Genomic DNA, 18170 nt, shown 5'->3' with positions numbered 1-18170 from the left:
ATGCGGTTCTGCGCGTCCACCTGCACGGTCACGCGGTCCTGGCGGAAGTCCATGGTGACCGCCATGCCCGGTTTGACCACGCGTGCGTTGCGCGCGCCACTGTCTGCCACCAGCTTCTTGATCGTCGCTTCGTCGGCGACCTTGCCGGTAAAGCTTTCCAGCTTTTCAGGCTTGCACTCCTGGGGGCCGTCAGACACCTTGGCCGGCAGACTGCCGACCTCGGCGGAGGTGTTGCCCCCGGCATGGCTGCAGGCCGCCAGCGGCAGGATGGCCGCAAGCAGCAACAGGGAGGATCGACGCATGGAAGTACTCCTGGGTGGTGTTCAGTAGCGGCAGTGTCGCCGGGACGTGTGTCATTGATGTCAACGCGGCCTGAATCCGTCCCCCCCGATCATCCGCTTACCAGCGCCAGCGTCTCCCGTTCGCGCTGCTCTTCCCGCACCAGCCGCTGCAGCAGCAGCGCCAGGGTCACCACGTCCTGGTGGTTGTGGTCGGCCACCCGGCGCAGATTCACCGCATCGCCGCCGCGCAGGAAACGCAGCCACGCAGCAGGGGCTTCCGAACCAGGCAGATCATCCTCGCGCACCACACGCAGCAGTTGCCGCTCGATGGTGGACAGCTTGCAGTTTTCCCACGTACCGCGATAACGGCGGCGGGTGGGATACAGCAGGTCGACGTGGTCCAGCGCAGTGATGGGATCGGCCTGGCGGGCCAGCCGGTAACGCGTCTTCAGCAGTGGTGCGTCGTAGCTGCGGCCGTTGTAGCTGCAGAACACGGTATGCGGCTGCAGCCAGCGGGCGAAGGTGGCCAGCATGGCTTCTTCAGCGGCCATCGTGGAGATCAGCAACTGGCGGATGCGCAGGCCCTCGCCGCGCTGTGGGCACACGTGCCAGTCGGCGGCGCCGATCATGAAGGCGCGGGTGCCGGTGCCACCGGCCAGGCCGGTGGTCTCGGTATCGAAGAACAGCAGGTCGCGTGCGGCCACGTGCTGGTCTTCGCGCTTGGCGAACGCCAGCGACAGCGGCATGGCGGGAATCGACTGCGGCAGCAGCGACTCGATCAGGAACAGACCGGGTGCGATCTCGTTGCCGGGCAGTTGGCGGTCCTGTGCGCTGGCGCGCACCGGCGCCGGGCCACCACGCGAGCGCATGCCGAGCAGGCGATGCAGGCTGCCGACCTCGGGCCGTCGCAGTGTTGCCGGGGCAGGCGTGGAGATGGCCGTGCCGGTCGGCTTGTGGCGGATCTCCTGTTCCACCCAGGCAAACACCGATCGCTCGGCCGGTGGCTGCCGCGCATCGTTGGCGGCCACCAGTACCGGTGGCGTGTCCTGCGCCGGCGCGGCAGGCGTGGCTGCTTTCGGGTCACCGGCCTGCTTCCGCAGCAGGCGCAGCTTGTCCAGGCTCAGGCTCACGGGGCGATCAGCTCCATCGGGTCGCGCGTGCTCACCACCACGTCGGCGACGTGCTGGCAGGCATCGGCATCGAACAGGTCGAGTACGCGCAGCGCCAGCGCACGCGGTGAGGTTTCATCCTGTTCCTGCGCGGCCAGCACCGGGCCAACGCAGGCCGGACAACCCGCCCTGCAGTCGCAGCGCTGTACCAGTTCGCGCGCGCGCTGTACCAGCTCGGCCTGGCGCTGCCACAACGGCTCGCTCAGACCGACGCCACCGGGGAAGTTGTCGTACAGGTACACGGTCGGCACGAACTCCTGCAGCAGTTCCACCGCGCCCGGCTCGCCATCGCTGCCACGCAGCTGGCCGCGCCCGCTCTGGTCGGCAATCGCGATCCAGGTGCCATCGCCGTTGCCCACCGACTTCTGCAGGTCGCGCGCATCGGCCATCACCGCCACCGTGGCGACGATGTGCAGCGCATAGGCGGCGCCGAGGAACCCATCCAGCGCATCCTGCTTGCTGGCGAAGGCGCGCAGCAGCAGCGCCTGCGGCAGCTGCCACCACACTGCGGTGGTGTGCAGTTCCTGGTCGGGCAGGTTGACCGGACCGTAGCCGATGTTCTCGTGGGTGTAGTAGCGGATCTTCTTGTAGCCGGCCACGCGGCGCACCACGTGTACTTCGCCATGGTGCGAATCACCACGGCCGGCCACGCCACCATCGAAACGGTCCAGCACCTTGAGCTTGGTGAAGTCGATGCTGTCGGTGTAGTAGTCCACGTGGGTGCGGGTGACATAGGCCTTGCGGCCTTCCCAGTCCAAGGTTTCCACCTGGTAGGGGGTGGACTGCACCATGTGGATGGCGCCTTCGTACAGGGTGAGCGCGGCAGCCGAATAGTCGACCTCGGCGATGATCTGCTGGCGGCCATCGCTGCGGTCGACCACCACGAAGTTGCCATCGGCCACCGCACGCAGGCTGACCGCGTTGGCCGGGTAGCTGTCGGCGATCCATTCCCAGCGCTCGCCTTCGCGGTGGATCACCTCGGTTTCGGCCAGTGCTTCCAGGAACACTTCCGGGTCGATCGGGCCGAAGCCATCGCCGACCCGGAACGGCAGTTCGAATGCCGCGCAGCGGATGTGGTCGAACAGGATCAACGGCTGGTCGGGCGCGATGCGCGCGTGTTCCGGCGACGCTTCGGCGAAGAAGTCCGGATGCCTTACCACGTACTGGTCCAGCGGCTGCGAGCTGGCCACCATCACCCCGAGGGCAGGCTGCTGGCGGCGGCCGGCACGGCCGAAGCGCTGCCAGGTGGCGGCTACGCTGCCCGGATAACCGTTGAGGATCACCACGTCCAGGCTGCCGATGTCCACGCCCAGTTCCAGCGCCGAGGTGCTGACGATGCCGTCGATGTTGCCGGCACGCATCGCACGCTCGGTCTCGCGGCGCTCGGTGGGCAGGTAGCCGCCGCGGTACGCGCGGATGCGCGGTGGCTTGCGCGGGTCGTGGTCGAAGATGTCCTTCAGGTACTTGGTCAGCACCTCCACCATCAGCCGGGTCTGCGCGAACACCAGCGTCTTCAGCCCGGACTTGATCGCGATGCGGGCGATGCGGTTGCTCTGCGAGCGCGCCGAGGCACGCAGGCCCAGGTCCGGGTTGATCACCGGCGGGTTCCACAGCAGCACCTGCTTCGGCCCGCTGGGCGCGCCGGATTCGGTGATGGCGGTGACCGGCGCTTCGATCAGCGCCTCGGCATGCGCCTGCGGGTTGCCGATGGTGGCCGAGCACAGGATGAACTGCGGTTGCACCCCGTAGAACGCGCAGATGCGCTTGAGCCGGCGCAGCACGTTGGTGACGTGGCTGCCGAACACGCCGCGATAGGTGTGCACTTCGTCGATGACGATGTAGCGCAGGTTCTCGAAGAACTGCGCCCACTTGGTGTGATGCGGCAGGATCGCCTGGTGCAGCATGTCCGGGTTGGAAACCACGATGTCGCCATGCAGGCGGATCGCCTGGCGGGCATCGCCGGGGGTGTCGCCATCGAAGGTGAAGGCCTTCACCCCGAGGTCGCCGGCGCGGTTGAGCTCCAGCAGTTCGGCCACCTGGTCCTGGGCCAGTGCCTTGGTCGGGAACAGGTACAGCGCCTTGGCCTTGTCCTGCATGGCGGCGCTGACCACCGGCAGGGTGTAGCACAGCGACTTGCCGCTGGCAGTGGGGGTGACGATGGCCACGTGCTCACCACGCTGGCTGGCGTCCCAGGCCTCGGCCTGGTGGCTATAGAGCTGCTCGATGCCGCGTGCCTTCAGTGCCGCAGCCAGGGCCGGTGGCACGGAATCGGGAATCGGCGCGTAGCGGCCTTCGCGGCCGGGAATGGCGAAACTGCCGGTGATGCGATCCTGGTAGCGGCGCTGCAGGCGTGCACTGAGCAGGGCGCCATCGCGGGCGGGCAGGCCATCGCGGGTAGCGAGCTGCTGCTCCGCATCGGCGGTGCGCTTGGCGAGTTCGTAGGCCATGGGAAGAGGATTTTCAGGGGGTCACATGGCACCACAGATGGGTCTCAGCATGTGAGACACCGTGACGGGAGGGAGTGAATCATTCAGTGCGGCGCGCTGTGCGCTGAACGCCCGTGCCACCGCCAACGAAATCTGAAGCCCGCATCCGTATCCTTGGTCGCTGGACGCAACCAACAGGGTGGATGGCTGTGGCACGACGTGGAACGCAGGGAGCACTTCTGGCCAGCCTGCTGCTGACCGGCATCGCGCAGGCGCAGCAGGCCGCGCCGGTGACAGTGCCCGACCCTGCGCCTGCTCCCCCTGCGGACGCACCGGCAGCAATCACCGCGCCGGTTTCCAGCACCCTGCCGCAGGACAACGTCACCACCCTCGGTGAAGTGCGTGCGCTCAAGCCTGAAGACGACCAGCCGCTGGACCTGTACCGCTTCAAGAATCCGCTGAAGGCGGAGAACAACCGCTTCAGCCGCAACTGGAGCGAGCCGCCGTCGCCCGAACAGGTCAGCATGGCCGGGGGCTACATCATGATGGGCGTGGTCAAGGGCGTGATGGCGGCCGCAAAGGGAGTGAACAAGCTCACCGGTGGCCCGGACCAGATCCAGTCGGCCATCGCGCGGCCGCCACCGGACCTGAGCGCCGAGCAGCAACGGCGCGCACTGCAGTTCTGCGCGCAGCAGGACGGTTGCGGGGCACCGCCTCAGAAGTAGGCGGTATCCTGCGGACCTTCCCTTCGAGGTTGCCTGGATGCTGCGACGTACCCTGTTCCTGCTTGCCACGCTGAGCCCGCTTGCCGCCTCCGCCAGCGAGCTGACCGATGGTGGCTCCTGCCGCAATGGCGCGTTTCCTTCGGAGCAATCGGGCTTTGCCCTGGCCAAGGTGGTCGGCACGCCGCGCCTGTATCTGCTGGGTGACATGGACGGCTGCCCCGCGAAGGGCGAACCCGCCTGCCGCCAGCGCAGCTACGTGGTGAGCGGCGATACGGTGGTGACCGGGCGCGATCTTGGCGGTTACCGCTGCGCCTTCTTCCCGAACAAGGTCGGTGGCAGCGCAGGCTGGGTGGATCGCAGCAAGCTGCAGGCGTTGCCGGTTCCAGCCCCTACGCTGCAGGCCTGGTCGGGAGACTGGAAGGACAGTGACAACGGCCTGCGGATCCGCGTGCGCGACGGCCAGCTGCACGTGGAAGGCGATGCCTACTGGCCCTCGGCCAATCCGACGCCGGCCGAGCGCCCGGGCGGCCCGAACATCGGCGCGGTGAGCGCGCAGGCGGTGCCGCATGGCGCCCAGGTCGACTTCGTGGAGGACACCTGCACGGTGCACGCGCAGCTGTTGGGGGACGTGCTGATCGTGGCCGACAACAGCGAGTGCGGCGGCATGAACGTGCGGTTCAATGGTGTGTACCGGCGCGCGGGGAAACGTTGAACGGCGCATTCCGAGTCAGTAGATCCACGCCATGCGTGGATGGTGCTTGCGTTCCAATCAGCGTCGCCGCTCAAGCCACCACAGCAGCGATGCGCACAGCACGAACGCCAACCACCACGGCCAGCGCGGCCCCGGAACGCGCTGGTCCGCCTGCGAGGTAGCCGGTGCGGATGTAGCCAGCCGCTGCGCGGTGGCATCGATCATCGCCTGTCGGTGCAGCGCCGAGGCCTGCTGCGGATCGAACACGTAGCGCCAATGCACGCGGTCGCCTTGCTGCAGGCGCTGCCAACCGGCCTGGCGCGGCCACCAGCCCGCACATCGCGCCGCGCCGGTGCTGCCGTCGACGATCAGCGGTACGCCCTTGCCGTGTGTGTCGAAGGCTTGCAGCGGTGCCTGCATGCCACACAGCGACTGGCGTTCGCCGGCCCAGGCCAGTGCCTGTGGCGACCATGGGCCTTCGGTACCAGCCTGCGCGCGTGCCAGGGTGGCGAACACTGAGCTCCACAACTCGCCGTGGCGATCCTCGCGACCGGCCAGTACCCAGCGCCAGCTGTCAGTGATCGGCAGCATGCCGATGCGACCCTTGCCGACGGCGCGCCAACCGCCGATGGGCTTGCCGTCGCGATCCCGCAGCAGGGCGCGGCTGCCGTCGGCCTGCAGTGCCAGGTACTCCAGCGCCGGCAGCGCTGCTGCGTGCGACGCGCGGTCCGCTTCTTCGCCATCACCGGTGGGCAGGGTGCCGGCGGCAAGGGGCCCGCGACGTGCCTGCAGCATCGTGGCGTCACCCTCGCCGGGCATCGCCGCGATCTGGCTGCCGGCATCGCCCTGCAAGGGCAGGCCGAGCTCGCGCAGGCGTTGCCGTGCGCTGGCCGATGGCGCGCCGGTACTGCGTACCAGCAGGCCCAGGCCGTCGCGCACGGCCTGGCGCACGGCCGCCATCTGACCGGCGCCGAGTGCGGCCAAGCTGCGTTCGTCGAGCAGCAGCAGGTCGCTGCGTGCCAGCGTGGACGCGTCCAACGCCACGTTGCCGTCGCCCAGGCTGAGGCCCGCACCGGTCTCGGCCTGTACCTGCACGCGGATGCCGGCATCGGTGGCCCAGCGGCGCAGGTACTTCAGTTCGGCGCCCGGTGCAGCAGAGCGCACCAGCAGGCGCAGCGGAGCGGCGGCCAGCGTCTGCTGCGGCACCGGCACGCTGTCGGCCACATGGCTCTGCGCATCCAGCAGGCGCAGCTGGAACACGCTACGGCCTTCGGCGCGGGCGACGCCGCTGAGCTGCACACGGCCATCGGCTGCCAGCGGCGCACGATCGACCACGGCGCCAGCCGGGTCCAGCAGTTCGGCCTGCGCGCGTTCCACGCCGCGTGCCTGTGCGTGCACATCGAAGCGGGCACCGGGAGCTGCGTCCGCAGGCGGCTGCAGAGCGATCCATCCATTGGGTGCAGGCGCTGCCTGCCAGCGCGTATCGGTGGGCAGTGCGGCATCGCGATCACGCGCGGCCAGGCCGGCTCCGACCAGGGTCACCGTAGAGGACGGATAACGGCGCAATGCGGTGGCCAGGTCCGGCACGCGCGCTGCACCGGCCACGTTCGTTGCTTCCGGCAGCAGCACCCGGGTTGCGCCGGCCGGCAGTGCACCCGCCTTGTCGGCCTCGGCGCCGATCACCACCAGGCCGGTCAGGGCAACGCGTTGTGATGGCGGCAGCAGGCAGACGTACAGCAGCGCAGCGGCGGCGGCCTGCAGCGTGAGTACGGCGATCAGATGGCCGCGACCGTGCGTGGGCGAACGCAGCTGGCGCGCACTGGCGACGAGCACGATCAGCCCCAGCACGAGCGCGATCCACACATTCAATGCCGATGTGCTCATGGCTGGGCCTCCAGCGCGTCGAGGTAGCGCTGCCCCATGGCATCGGCTGCACTGCGTCGCATCACCTCCGGCAGTGGCCGCTGCAGTGCGCGCCACAGCTGAGCACGCAGGCGCTGTCGGCACTCGGTGCAGCCGGGTTCGATGCGCAGTTGCTCGATGGCGGCAGCCAGGTCCAGTGCGTCGGGCAGGAAGGCGCTGTTGCGCTGTTGCCAGGCGGCCAGCATGTCCAGGTCGGGCGGGGTGGCATCGTCGCCCAATCGCTGCCAGGCCTCGACGACGGCCGGGTCCGGGGGCGTGCGCGCGGTCAGCGGCAGTTCGCGGCTGGACAACCCGGCACGATCACCGCTCAGGCGTCGGCTCTCGTCGATTGGCGGCAGCTCCGGGCCGACGCGGGCCAGGTAGATGCGCTCGGCCTGCTGCACCTGCTTGATGAATGCCAGCGCTTTGTAGGCAAACGGCAGGGCCTGCTCGGGGCGCCCCTGGCGCAGCTCGCCTTCGGCCGACCACATCTGGTCCAGTGCCGCCTTCAGCGTGGCGCGCGTCTGCGGGTCAAGCAGCGTCGCCGCCTCGGCGTGGTCGTGGGTATGCCCGTACTCGGACAGCACGTCGGTGGCACTGCCGAACACCGGCGGCGTGTCGTTGCCGTTGGCTGCGCCGCCGTGGTCGTGTCCGTGCTCGTCGTGTGCGCCTGCCTGCGCCTCGTGATCGTGGTCATGGTCGTCATCGTGTGCGTCCGCCGCGGGCGTATCGCTGGTGGGCAGGTCGCTGGTCGGCGGTGGCTTCGGCGCGCCCTCGCTTTCCTCGCCCAGGAACTGGCCGTAGCGCAGGCGCAGGATGCGCTGGTCGACGCCGATGGCATCGCTGCGCTTGATGAAGGTATCGGCGGCGACGGCCCGGCGTTCGCGGATCAACGCCTCGGCATCGATGATGATCTGCCGCTGGCTGCGGAAGTACGCAGGCAGGGTCTTCTTGATGCGGCCTTCCAGTTCGGCACCGAGCACGGCTTCGGTGCTGGGCAGGCGCAGGATCACGCTGCTGCTGCGGCCGAGCTGTGCAGTCGGCGCGTGGTTGTCGCGCACTTCCAGCTGGGCGATCACATCGTTGCCGGGCTGCGCGCCCAGAGCGGCCAGGTCGAGGGTGTGGGCAAAGCGCCGTGCCGTGGCCTCGCCGCTGCCGCTGAGGGTCACGCTGCGCCGGACGAAGGTGATGTTCTCGCCGCTGCCCTGGGTGGTGGTGATCGACAGCGTCGCCTGCGGGAGGACGCCATGATCGTCGCTGGCCTCGAAGCGCAGCGTCCACTGCCGCTGCCCGGGGCTGCCCAGCACCAGGCTGGCAGCAGGGTCGATCACGCGCACCGTGGGCGCACGGTCGGCGACCACGTCGAGCCGATGCAGGCGGGTGTCGGCCAGCGCCGGTTCGCTGACCACGCGATACAGCACCGGGGTGTGCGCCACGTCCTGAGCGTGCCATTCACCGTCGTGCTCGCGCAATGGCAGGCGACGGCCGTCGTGAAACTGCAGCCAGGCCTTGCTGGGTGCACGGTCGAAGCGCAGCGACCAGGACAGGCGACTGTCGGCGGCGACCTTCGCGTCGAGTGCGTTCTGCGTACGCGTGGGTTGACCGGTGTAGGCCGGTGCATCGACGCGCAGGCGGGTGGACTGCAGGCGCAGCGGACCGGCCTTTGCGCTGCTTTGCGGTGTCGCAAGGGCGGCAGTGCGCGGTGCCGTGTTGTGCGGCCAACCCAGCGCCAGCACAGCGACGGCGATGCCGCCGATCCAGCACAGCGCCACTGCCCTGCGCGGCCAACGTGGTCGCAGCTCGGGGAGGTTGCGTTCAAGCGCCGCCAGCACGTGCGTGCGCTGGCGTTGCTGTAGTGGATTGAGCGTGCCGGCGTCAGCGAACAGCAGGTCGGCGCTGTCCTCGCTGGCGCCACTGGCATCCAGCCTGCGCTGCAGCCAGCGCCGGTCCAGCTGCCGGGCGCGCGTGGTTGCCACGGCCGCAATGAGGAGCAGGGCCACGGTCGCCACGACGCAGGCGATATCAAAACCCGACAGGCGCAGCGCCAGTGCCGCCGCTGCCAACGCCCATGGCAGGCCCAGCAGCAGAGTGACCGCGGCGCGGCGCCGGCGTGCGCGCTGCCATGCCTGTTGCAGCGTCTTCATGGTGCAGCCCTGCGTCGCGCGCTGCTCGCCATCCAGCGCTCAAGCGCGAACAGAAGCACGATCATCAGCAGCAGCCAGGAGGTCGGTTCACGCAGGGGCGGCGTTGCCGCTGGCAGCGTCCCGCGACGTGGCGCCTGGTCCTGCGCGTCACCCAGGTGCGGGGTCGATGGCGGTTGCAGGGCCTGCAGCAGGTCGCGGGGCAGGCTGTCATCGCGGAGTGCACTGTTGCGGGCCGCGTTCCATTCGCCGCGCAGATGCAGCAGGCGGCCTTGGCCGATGCGCTGCAGCCATAGCAGCGGCACATTGTCTGCATCACGCAGCAGGACGGCTGCGCCCGCTGGCGGCTTGGCAGCGGTCAGCACCGTGCCGCCCTGCTGCAGCCAGCTCTGCCAGGTGCCAGGCAGTACATCGGTGCCGGTCCACACGCCGATCTCACCGCGGCCCGGCAACGCATCGTCGGCCAGGGGAGCCGCAAGCGCTTGCGTGCTCCATGCGCGCTGCAACGCGCCCAGCCATTGCAGCGCTGCCGCCGGGGCATCGCTGCGCGTACGCAGGCGTGGTGCCACGGAGGCGTGCGGCGCTGCGGTGACGGCCAGCGCGTGTGGCTGCCATTGCACCTCGCGCGACAACTGCAGGCGGGCGCCATCAAGGCCGGGCAAGGGATCGGGTACGTGTACGGTCAGCGCGGTGCCGGCCGGCAGCTGCGCATCCAGCTCGCGCAGCAGACTGGGCAGGGAAGCAGCGTCCACCGGCGTGGGCTGGTCGATGGGCGGAAAGCCCGGCGCCAGCCAATGCCAGTTGCGTGCATCGGCGTTGCCGCGCAGTGCGTTCGCGTCCAGGCCCGGTGCCACCACCGTCCACGCCGCTGGCACCGGTGCAGGACCGGTCAGCGCCGGGCGCGCCAGCAGCAGGGCCAATGCGGCCAGCAACAGCAGGCGCGCCAGCAACAGTGGCCAATCATCGAAGCGGATGCGCTGGCGCGGTCGTATCTGGGCGCGCAGCCAGCGCAGCGCAGCGAAATCCAGCGGCGTATAGGGATGACGACGGGCGAGGTGGATCAGCAGTGGCAACAGCCATGCAGCCAGCGCCGCCAGGCCCAGCGGGAACAGCAGGCTCATGCGCCGCCCCTGCGGCCGAACAGCGCCTGCAGCGGCTGGTCCAGCGGCTGGTCGAGCCAACCGGTGGCGGTGGCGATGCCACTGGACTGCAACCGCGCCTGCAGCGCGGCATGGGCCTCGGCGAAGCGCTGCAGGTAGTCGGCACGGATCGCGGCGCCATCGCCGAGAAGTTCATCGCCCGTTTCCGGGTCGCGGAAACGATGACCTGCGTCGAACGGGAAATCGCGTTCGTCGGCGGTCAGCACCTGCAGCAGCATCACCTCGCGGCGCGCGCTGGCCAACTGCTCCAGCAGCACGATGCCTGCGTCATCAAAACCATCGCCGATGGCCAGCAGCAGATCGCCAGGGCGCACGCGCTCCCACAGCGGCCGCAGGCGCTCGGCGGTCGGCCATCCGCCACGCGCCTGCAGGGCATGCAGTTGCAGGTGCACGCGGTCACGCTGGCGCGCGCCATGTGCGGCCGGCACCAGCTGCAGGCCTTCGCCGTCGATGGCCAGCAGGCCGAAGCGATCACCTTGCTGCAGTGCCAGCTCGACCACGCAGGCTGCCAGTTGCCGCATGTGATCCAGGCGGCTGCGTCCAGGTGCCGCGCGGTCGGCCTGGCCCGCCGAGGCGGTGGCATCGAGCAGCAACCACACGGTGATCGGGCTTTCGCGCTCGGATTCACGCACGAAGAAGCGATCCGAGCGCGCGTACAGCTTCCAGTCGATCTGGCGCAGTTCGTCGCCGGGCTCGTAGGCACGGTACTGGGCGAATTCCAGGCCGGCACCGCGACTGCGGCTGGCATGCTGGCCGATGCCGCTCGCGCCGCTGGCCAGGCGTGGCCACAGCCGCAGCGCACGCAAGCGCGCACGCAGGTCGGGTGGCAGCAGCAGCGGCGTGCCGGCAGTCACCAGTGGATCAACCGGGGAATGGAACGGCCTGCAGCAGTGCGGCGACCACATCGTCAGCCCGCTTCTGCTCGGCCTCGGCGGCGAAGGACAGCAGCAGGCGATGACGCATCACCGGTGCGGCCAGCGCCTGCACATCCTCGCGGGTGGCGGCGAAACGTCCCTGCAGCAGTGCGCGCGCCTTGGCGGCCAGCACCAGCGACTGCCCGGCACGCGGGCCCGCACCCCATTTCACCCACTGGTTGATCGCCGCCGGTGCGCCCTCGCCGGGACGGCTGGCGCGCACCAGGCGGGTGATCCAGGCCAGCACGTCGGGGCTGACATGCACCTGGCGCACCGCCGCCTGCAGTGCGATCACCGCGTCGGCATCCATCACCTTCGGCACGCTTTCGGTGGCACTACCGGTGGTCTGTTCCAGGATCTGCCGCTCTTCGTCCTCGCTGGGGTAATCGACCAGCACGTGCAGCAGGAAGCGGTCCAGCTGTGCTTCGGGCAATGGATAGGTACCGGCCTGTTCGATCGGATTCTGCGTGGCCAGCACGAAGAACGGCGCCGGCAGCGTGTAGGTGGTGCCGGCGTAGCTGACCGTGCGCTCCTGCATCGCTTCCAGCAGCGCGGCCTGGGTCTTGGGCGGGGTGCGGTTGAGCTCGTCGGCCAGCAGCAGGTTGGTGAAGATAGGGCCCTGCTGGAAGCGGAAATGGCGATGGCCGGTACCGTGGTCTTCTTCCAGCAGTTCGGTGCCGAGGATGTCGCTGGGCATCAGGTCCGGGGTGAACTGCACGCGCCGGAACTGCAGTTCCAGTGCCTGCCCCAGCGAGCGAACCAGCAGGGTCTTGCCCAGCCCCGGCGCGCCTTCCAGCAGGCAGTGGCCACCGGCCAGCAGGCCGATCAGCAACTGCTCGACCACCGTGTGCTGGCCGACCACGGCGTGGGCGAGCGCAGCGCGCAGATCGTGCAGGCGCGGCAGCAGGGTATCGAGGTCGGGGGAGGTCATGGGCGTGGTCCGTTCAATTGTTCAATGCATACATCACGATGTTGACGCCGAAGCGGGTGTTGTCTTCGGCCAGGAAACGCTTGTTGCGCCAGTCGTAGTCCCACTCGCAGCCGTAGTCCTTGTTGCTGTAGAGCAGCCCCAGCCGACCGTCGACTTCGATGCCTTTCAGGTAGTCGTGCACCAGGTCATCGCCCCACCCGTTGAGCTCGAAGCTGGTTGCGGGAGGGCCGTCGGGGAAGCGGAAGAAGCTGCGGTACAGCGCGTGGCTGTTGGGCAGCTTCTGCAGCGCCTTCGGCCCGAACAGCCGGCCCATCTGCGCTTCGAACGAGGTGGCAAACAGGCCATCGATATCGTGGTTGCAGTCATCGACGAAAACAAAGCCACCATTGCGCACGTAGCGCACGAAGTTCTGCCGTTCGGCGGCGTTGAACTCGACCAGGGTGTGCCCGGCCAGGTAGCAGAATGGCGCCTCCAGCATGCGCGGGTCGGCCAACGCCACCACGCGTTCCTGCGGGTCCACCCGCAGGGAGGTGTAGTCGATCAGCGAGGTGATCAGGTTGGACGGCATGCGCGCGTCCACGTCCCAGTCACCGGAGTCGTACTGCAGGCGGGTGAACCAGAAGTCGTAGCGCGAACTGCGCGGGCCTGCCTGTGCCCATGCCGGCAGCGCCGCCGCCGAAGCGGCAGCGGCCAACCAGCGCAGGCAGGCCCGGCGATCCATCAGACCGCGTCGGACAACGACGTAAAGGTGAAATCGCGCAGCTTCATCGGCGGAATCATCATCACGAAGCTGGATTCGTCACCGGCCACGCGCACCGGCTTGCCCAGCTCTTCGATGTTGTTGAGCATGATCACCGGCGACTCGTTGAAGCGGAAATTCTTCACCGGGTGCTTGATCTGTCCGTTCTCGATGTAGAAGGTGCCATCGCGGGTCAGGCCGGTCAGCAGCACGGTCTGCGGGTCGACCATGCGGATGTACCAGGTGCGGGTGACCAGGATGCCCTTCTGGGTGCCGCGCACCAGCTCGGCGGTGTTCTTCTCGCCACCACTCATCAGCAGGTTGCCGGGCGTGGCCTTGGCAGTCTTGCCCTGCTTCTGTGCCCAGAAGCGTGAGTAGTCGAGGTTGGCGACCTTGCCGTTCTCGATGATGGCGATGCGCTCGCGCGGCATGCCTTCGCCATCCCACGGTAGCACCGGCGCATCCGGATGCCACGGGTCGGCATGCATGTTCACGCGCGGATCGTAGACCTGCTCGCCCAGCTTGTTGCCGCCGCCCTTCTTCGACAGGAAGCTGCGGCCTTCGTCAGCCGAGCGCGCGCTGAAGAAGTTCATCATGAAGCTGATCAGGCCCGCAGCCGCCGCCGGTTCCAGGATCACCGTGTACTTGCCGGGTTCCAGCGCCTTGGCTTCCTGCGACTCGGTCGCCTTGCGCATCGCGATGCGGATGTCCTGGTCGGCCTTGAAGTCGGCCGCGTCCTTCAGGTTGCGACCCACCCAGCCCGAGCCACGGCCATCTTCGGTGCGCACGGTGCAGGTGTAATCGAAGTTGGTGCTGCGCTGGTAGCCGAAGTTGCCGTTGCTGTTGGCCGTGGCGTAGAAGCCCTGGCCGTCTTCCAGGAAGCCGGCGGCGATCAGCCCGTTGCCACGGCACGGCGCGATCGAATCGGCGGCGACCTTGGCGCGGAAGGCCGGATCGATGGCGGCAGTGGATTCGCTGAAGGTCGGGCTGGGGCGGTACGTCTGCTTGCCGATGGCCGGCATGAACTCCGGGTTCTCCGGGGCAAGGCGGGCCAGGTCTTCGGCGCGGCGGACCACGCGCTGCAGCGCGGCGTCGTCGAACTCGTTGATCGAAGCGGTACCCACGCGCTTGCCGAAAGCCACGGTAACGGCCAGTTCGGTGTTGTCGACGATGCCACTGGTGGACACGTTGTTCAGGGCGAAACGGATGTTGCCGTTGATCGACCCGGCCAGTACGGCGGTGCACTCATCGGCCTTGGACAGGGCGATGACCTTGTCGAGGATGGCCTTGGCCTGGGCTTCGGTGAAGATACTCATGGTGTAAGGGCTCCTGACCGGTCAGCCGAGGCTGCGTGCGGTGTTGATGACGTTGATGCCGTTGAAGCGCGCGGTTGAAGACCCGTGCGAGACCGCCGAGACCTGGCCGGGCTGGCCCTTGCCGTCGAAGAACGAACCGCCCAGGCGGTAGTCGCGCTCGTCGGCGACGGCGCTGCAGGCATTCCAGAACTCCGGCGTGCGGATCTGGTAGGCCACGTCTTCAAGCATGCGGGTGATCTTTCCGTTCTTGATCTCGTAGAACAGCTGGCCGCCGAACTGCGCGTTGTAACGCTGCTGGTCGATCGAGAACGAACCGTCACCGATGATGTAGATGCCGTTCTCCACGTCCTTGATCATGTCCGACACGCTCAGCGGCGACTTGCCCGGCGCCATCGACACGTTGGCCATGCGCTGGAACTGCACGCTGGACCACGAGTCGGCGTAGCAGCAGCCATCGGATTCGGTCTTGCCGAGGATGTGGGCCTGGTCGCGGATGGTCTGGTAGTCCACCAGCTTGCCGTTGCTGATCAGGTCCCAGCGCTTGCACTTCACGCCTTCATCGTCGTACGCCACCGCGCCGAGGCTGCCCGGTTGGGTCTTGTCGGCGAAGATGTTCACGTGCTCGCTGCCGTACTGGAAATGCTGCTCGCGCTTGTCCAGGGTGGCGAAGCTGGTGCCGGCGTAGTTGGCTTCGTAGCCGAGCACGCGGTCCAGTTCCAGCGGGTGGCCGATCGACTCGTGGATGGTCAGCCAGGTATGCGACGGATCCAGGATCAGGTCGTACTTGCCCGGCTTCACCGACGGCGCCTTCAGCTTCTCCTGCGCCTGCTTGGCCGCCGCGATGGCATCTTCCTTCATGTCGTAGGACGAACCGTAATTGACCACGCCGTTGGGCGTCAGCACCTTGCCGGCAGCGGCGCCATCCAGGTACTCGTAGCCCAGGCCCATCGGTGCGGACAGGCCTTCGCGGGTGCGGAACTTGCCGCTGGCCTTGTCGATGGCGGTGATCGTCATCGGTGCCCAGATGCGGTGCACGTCCTGGTCGATGTACGAGCCGTCGGTGGAGGCGAAGTACTTCTGCTCGTTCACCAGGAACAGCATCGAATTGACGAAGCTGGCGCCGGCGCCCATCGCCGCAGCGTTGACGTCCAGCAGCAGGTCGACCTTCTCCTTGATCGGTACCTCCATCGCATTCTTGCGGATCGGCGTCTTCCAGCTGACCTCGCCCACGCCCGGCGCCTTGGCCAGCTGCACCGGCGCGGTCTGCACGCCCGCGTTGGCCTTGGCGATGGCCGCCGCCTGCTGCGCGGCACGGGCCACGTCGGCGGTGCTGAGCGCATTGGTGGCGGCAAAGCCCCAGGCGCCGTTGACGATCACGCGGATGCCCACACCGGTGGACTCGGTGTTGACCACGTTCTGCACCTTGTCTTCGCGGGTGATCACGAACTGCCGCAGGTAGCGGCCGATGCGCACGTCGCAGTAGGTGGCGCCGGCGCTGCGTGCGGCCTGCAGGGCGGCGTCGGCCAGGCGCTTTTTCAGCGCAGGGTCGAGGCTGGACTGCAGTTGCTCGGCGGCGATCGCCTTGCCGAAGAACGACGGCACGATCAGGCCGCCAGCGGTAAGCCCGGTCAGGGCCAGGAAGTCACGTCTGTGCAAGGCTGCTCTCCATGAAGGACGGGTGGCTCAAGCGCCGAGACTGCGCGCGGTGTTGATGATGTTGATGCCGTTGAAACGGGTGGTGGACGAACCGTGCGAGACCGCTGACACCTGGCCGGGTTGGCCCTTGCCGTCGAAGAACGAACCGCCGAGGCGGAAATCGCGCTCATCGCAGATGGCGGTGCAGGCGTTCCAGAACTCAGGCGTGCGGATCTGGTAGGCCGCATCCTCGACCATGCCGGTGATCTTTCCGTTCTTGATCTGGTAGTACAGCTGGCCGCCGAACTGCGCGTTGTAGCGCTGCTGGTCGATGGAATAGGAGCCACGGCCGTGGATGTAGATGCCGTTCTCCACGTCCTTGACCATGTCTTCGACGCTGAGCGGTTTCCTGCCCGGTGCCAGCGAGACATTGGCCATGCGCTGGAACTGCACGCTGGACCACGAGTCGGCATAGCTGCAGCCATGCGAGGCGTCGCGGCCCAGGATGTGCGCCTCATCGCGGGTAGCCTGGTAGTCGACCAGGATGCCGTCGCGCACCAGGTCCCAGCGCTGGGTCTTCACCCCTTCGTCGTCGTAGCCGACCGCACCAAGGCTGCCCGGCTGGGTCTTGTCGGCGAAGAAGGTGACGATGTCGCTGCCCCAGCGGAAACCGGCATCGCGCTTGTCCAGGGTGGCGAAGCTGGTGCCGGCGTAGTTGGCTTCGTAGCCGAGCACGCGGTCCAGCTCCAGCGGATGGCCGACGTTCTCGTGGATGGTCAGGAACAGGTTGGACGGATCCAGCACCAGATCGTACTTGCCGGGTTTCACCGAGGGCGCCTTCAGCTTCTCGCGCGCCTGGCGGGCGGCGGCGATGGCGTCCTCGACCGGGTCGTAGGAATCGCGATAGGCGGTGATGCCACCGGGCAGCTGCACCTTGCCACGCGCGTCCCCGTCGAGGAATTCGTAGCCCATGCCCATCGGCGAGGACAGGCCGGCGCGGGTGCGGAACTTGCCGCTGGCCTTGTCGATGGCGGTGGCGGTGAACGGCAGCCAGATGCGGTGGATGTCCTGGTCGATGAACGAGCCGTCGCTGGAAGCGAAGTACTTCTGCTCGTTGACCAGGAACAGGGTGGAATTGATGTAGTCAGCGCCCGCATTCAGCGCGGCCGCATTGAGTGCCAGCAGCAGTTCGACCTTGTCCTGGATCGGCACTTCCATCGCATTGCGGCGGATCGGCGTCTGCCAACGCACCTCGCCTACCGACGGAGTGGGCGCCAGCTGCACCGGCCGGGTCTGGATGCTGGCATTGGCGCGGGCAATGGCCGTGGCCTGCTCGACGGCGGTGCGCACCGCCGCTTCGGTCTGCTGGTGGGTGGCGGCGAAACCCCAGGCACCGTTGACGATCACCCGTACGCCCACACCGGACGATTCGCGGTTGGTCACGTTGCCGACCTGGTGTTCGCGGGTGATCACCGACTGGTTGAGGTAGCGACCGATGCGCACGTCGCAGTAGCTGGCCTTGGCCGCGCGCGCGGCGGCAAGGGCGACCTCGGCCAGGCGTCGGCGCTTGGCCGGGTCGACCGGGGCCAGCAACTGCTCGGCGGCGATCAGCCGCGAATGCGGCAGGACCAGGCCCGCCAGGCCCAGACCGGAAAATGCCAGGAACTCACGTCGTTGCACTGCGTCTCTCTCTCACTTCCGTGCGGCCGGCAAAGGACCGATCCGATCACGTCAACTCCCCGACTTTCGCCAGCGGCGGGCATTCGGGCAAGTGACTGCAGTCATGGTAGGGGTGGGTTTCGGCAGGGCTTGCAGCCCTGCACCTGCCGAATCAACGTCAACGTCAACGGCAGAAGCTGGCTATCCGTGGGTTGGCGGGGTGGTGTCGGATTGCGGGGACGCCGTAAACCCATCCCTGGGGGCTTGGCCGCGGCATCCATGCCGCGGACACCCCGCAATCCGACACCGCCCCGCCTCTGACAGATTCCTGCGGCTGTTGGTAGGTGTCGACCTTGGTCGACACATCTGCCAGATATCGAAATGAATCCGGGGTCAGATCCCTTCCGACAGATCGCGAAAATTTGTCGAAGGCGGGGTGGGTCCGGTTGAGGGGGTGTGAGCGGCATGGATGCCGCGACCA

General features: G+C 68.0%; 14 protein-coding genes. 2 read left to right on the top strand and 12 right to left on the bottom strand.

Annotated features, from left to right (window positions below; all coding sequences use genetic code 11):
• The 3 genes from AC27VL_RS19180 to AC27VL_RS19170 all read right to left on the bottom strand — a co-directional run.
• The coding region (locus AC27VL_RS19180) for an I78 family peptidase inhibitor (protein WP_488767911.1) at positions 1-302 on the bottom strand (302 nt) is incomplete at its 3' end.
• A gap of 89 nt (positions 303-391) precedes the next feature.
• A complete protein-coding gene (locus AC27VL_RS19175; RefSeq protein ID WP_488767910.1) occupies positions 392-1411 on the bottom strand; it encodes a ribonuclease H-like domain-containing protein in 1020 nt (339 codons plus the stop codon).
• Entirely contained in the window at positions 1408-3897 is a 2490-nt protein-coding gene (locus tag AC27VL_RS19170) for a DEAD/DEAH box helicase (protein ID WP_100554330.1), read from the bottom strand. Before AC27VL_RS19170 ends, AC27VL_RS19175 begins: the two co-directional genes overlap by 4 nt.
• A 182-nt stretch (positions 3898-4079) precedes the next feature.
• Between AC27VL_RS19170 and AC27VL_RS19165 the strand changes: the two genes are divergently transcribed.
• On the top strand, positions 4080-4601 hold the full coding sequence (locus AC27VL_RS19165; protein ID WP_488767907.1) for a hypothetical protein: 522 nt from the start codon (positions 4080-4082) through the stop codon (positions 4599-4601).
• A 37-nt stretch (positions 4602-4638) separates the two neighbouring features.
• Entirely contained in the window at positions 4639-5313 is a 675-nt protein-coding gene (locus AC27VL_RS19160) for a hypothetical protein (protein ID WP_180164657.1), read from the top strand.
• Between the two features lie 57 nt (positions 5314-5370).
• On the opposite strand, the gene AC27VL_RS19155 is transcribed toward AC27VL_RS19160, so the two are convergent.
• Genes AC27VL_RS19155 through AC27VL_RS19115 form a run of 9 tightly spaced genes read right to left on the bottom strand, consistent with a single transcriptional unit; the run spans position 5371 to position 17710 of the window.
• Complete coding sequence (locus tag AC27VL_RS19155; protein ID WP_488767905.1) at positions 5371-7176, bottom strand: hypothetical protein; 1806 nt, start codon at positions 7174-7176, stop codon at positions 5371-5373.
• Positions 7173-9338, bottom strand: coding sequence for a hypothetical protein (locus AC27VL_RS19150; protein WP_488767903.1), 2166 nt, complete (start codon positions 9336-9338; stop codon positions 7173-7175). Before AC27VL_RS19150 ends, AC27VL_RS19155 begins: the two co-directional genes overlap by 4 nt.
• Entirely contained in the window at positions 9335-10456 is a 1122-nt protein-coding gene (locus AC27VL_RS19145) for a BatA domain-containing protein (RefSeq protein WP_488767901.1), read from the bottom strand. Before AC27VL_RS19145 ends, AC27VL_RS19150 begins: the two co-directional genes overlap by 4 nt.
• Positions 10453-11349, bottom strand: a complete 897-nt coding sequence (locus AC27VL_RS19140; RefSeq protein WP_100554335.1) for a DUF58 domain-containing protein — start codon at positions 11347-11349, stop codon at positions 10453-10455. Before AC27VL_RS19140 ends, AC27VL_RS19145 begins: the two co-directional genes overlap by 4 nt.
• 7 nt (positions 11350-11356) lie before the next feature.
• Positions 11357-12340: an AAA family ATPase gene (locus AC27VL_RS19135; RefSeq protein ID WP_488767899.1), complete on the bottom strand. Its 984-nt coding sequence runs from the start codon at positions 12338-12340 to the stop codon at positions 11357-11359.
• Positions 12341-12353: 13 nt separating this feature from the next.
• On the bottom strand, positions 12354-13061 hold the full coding sequence (locus AC27VL_RS19130; protein ID WP_025876014.1) for a DUF4159 domain-containing protein: 708 nt from the start codon (positions 13059-13061) through the stop codon (positions 12354-12356).
• Positions 13061-14395 carry a TldD/PmbA family protein gene (locus AC27VL_RS19125; protein ID WP_488767897.1) on the bottom strand — a complete coding sequence of 445 codons (1335 nt, stop codon included), beginning with the start codon at positions 14393-14395 and terminating at the stop codon, positions 13061-13063. Before AC27VL_RS19125 ends, AC27VL_RS19130 begins: the two co-directional genes overlap by 1 nt.
• A gap of 21 nt (positions 14396-14416) precedes the next feature.
• Positions 14417-16051, bottom strand: a complete 1635-nt coding sequence (locus tag AC27VL_RS19120; RefSeq protein WP_025876010.1) for a TldD/PmbA family protein — start codon at positions 16049-16051, stop codon at positions 14417-14419.
• Positions 16052-16078: 27 nt separating this feature from the next.
• A complete protein-coding gene (locus AC27VL_RS19115) occupies positions 16079-17710 on the bottom strand; it encodes a TldD/PmbA family protein (protein ID WP_165781029.1) in 1632 nt (543 codons plus the stop codon).
• Positions 17711-18170: the final 460 nt, after the last annotated feature.

The organism is Stenotrophomonas sp. 14P6.2.3 (genome assembly GCF_057799055.1).
The sequence above is the reverse complement of the archived record's forward strand: the minus strand, read 5'-3'. Positions and strand labels throughout refer to the sequence as shown.

Coding starts and splice junctions, on each gene's coding strand:
- AC27VL_RS19160 (WP_180164657.1), top strand. CDS start 4,639: ATGCTGCGACGTACCCTGTTCCTGCTTGCCACGCTGAGCCCGCTTGCC.
- AC27VL_RS19125 (WP_488767897.1), bottom strand. CDS start 14,395: ATGAGTATCTTCACCGAAGCCCAGGCCAAGGCCATCCTCGACAAGGTC.
- AC27VL_RS19135 (WP_488767899.1), bottom strand. CDS start 12,340: ATGACCTCCCCCGACCTCGATACCCTGCTGCCGCGCCTGCACGATCTG.
- AC27VL_RS19170 (WP_100554330.1), bottom strand. CDS start 3,897: ATGGCCTACGAACTCGCCAAGCGCACCGCCGATGCGGAGCAGCAGCTC.
- AC27VL_RS19155 (WP_488767905.1), bottom strand. CDS start 7,176: ATGAGCACATCGGCATTGAATGTGTGGATCGCGCTCGTGCTGGGGCTG.
- AC27VL_RS19145 (WP_488767901.1), bottom strand. CDS start 10,456: ATGAGCCTGCTGTTCCCGCTGGGCCTGGCGGCGCTGGCTGCATGGCTG.
- AC27VL_RS19150 (WP_488767903.1), bottom strand. CDS start 9,338: ATGAAGACGCTGCAACAGGCATGGCAGCGCGCACGCCGGCGCCGCGCC.
- AC27VL_RS19130 (WP_025876014.1), bottom strand. CDS start 13,061: ATGGATCGCCGGGCCTGCCTGCGCTGGTTGGCCGCTGCCGCTTCGGCG.
- AC27VL_RS19165 (WP_488767907.1), top strand. CDS start 4,080: ATGGCTGTGGCACGACGTGGAACGCAGGGAGCACTTCTGGCCAGCCTG.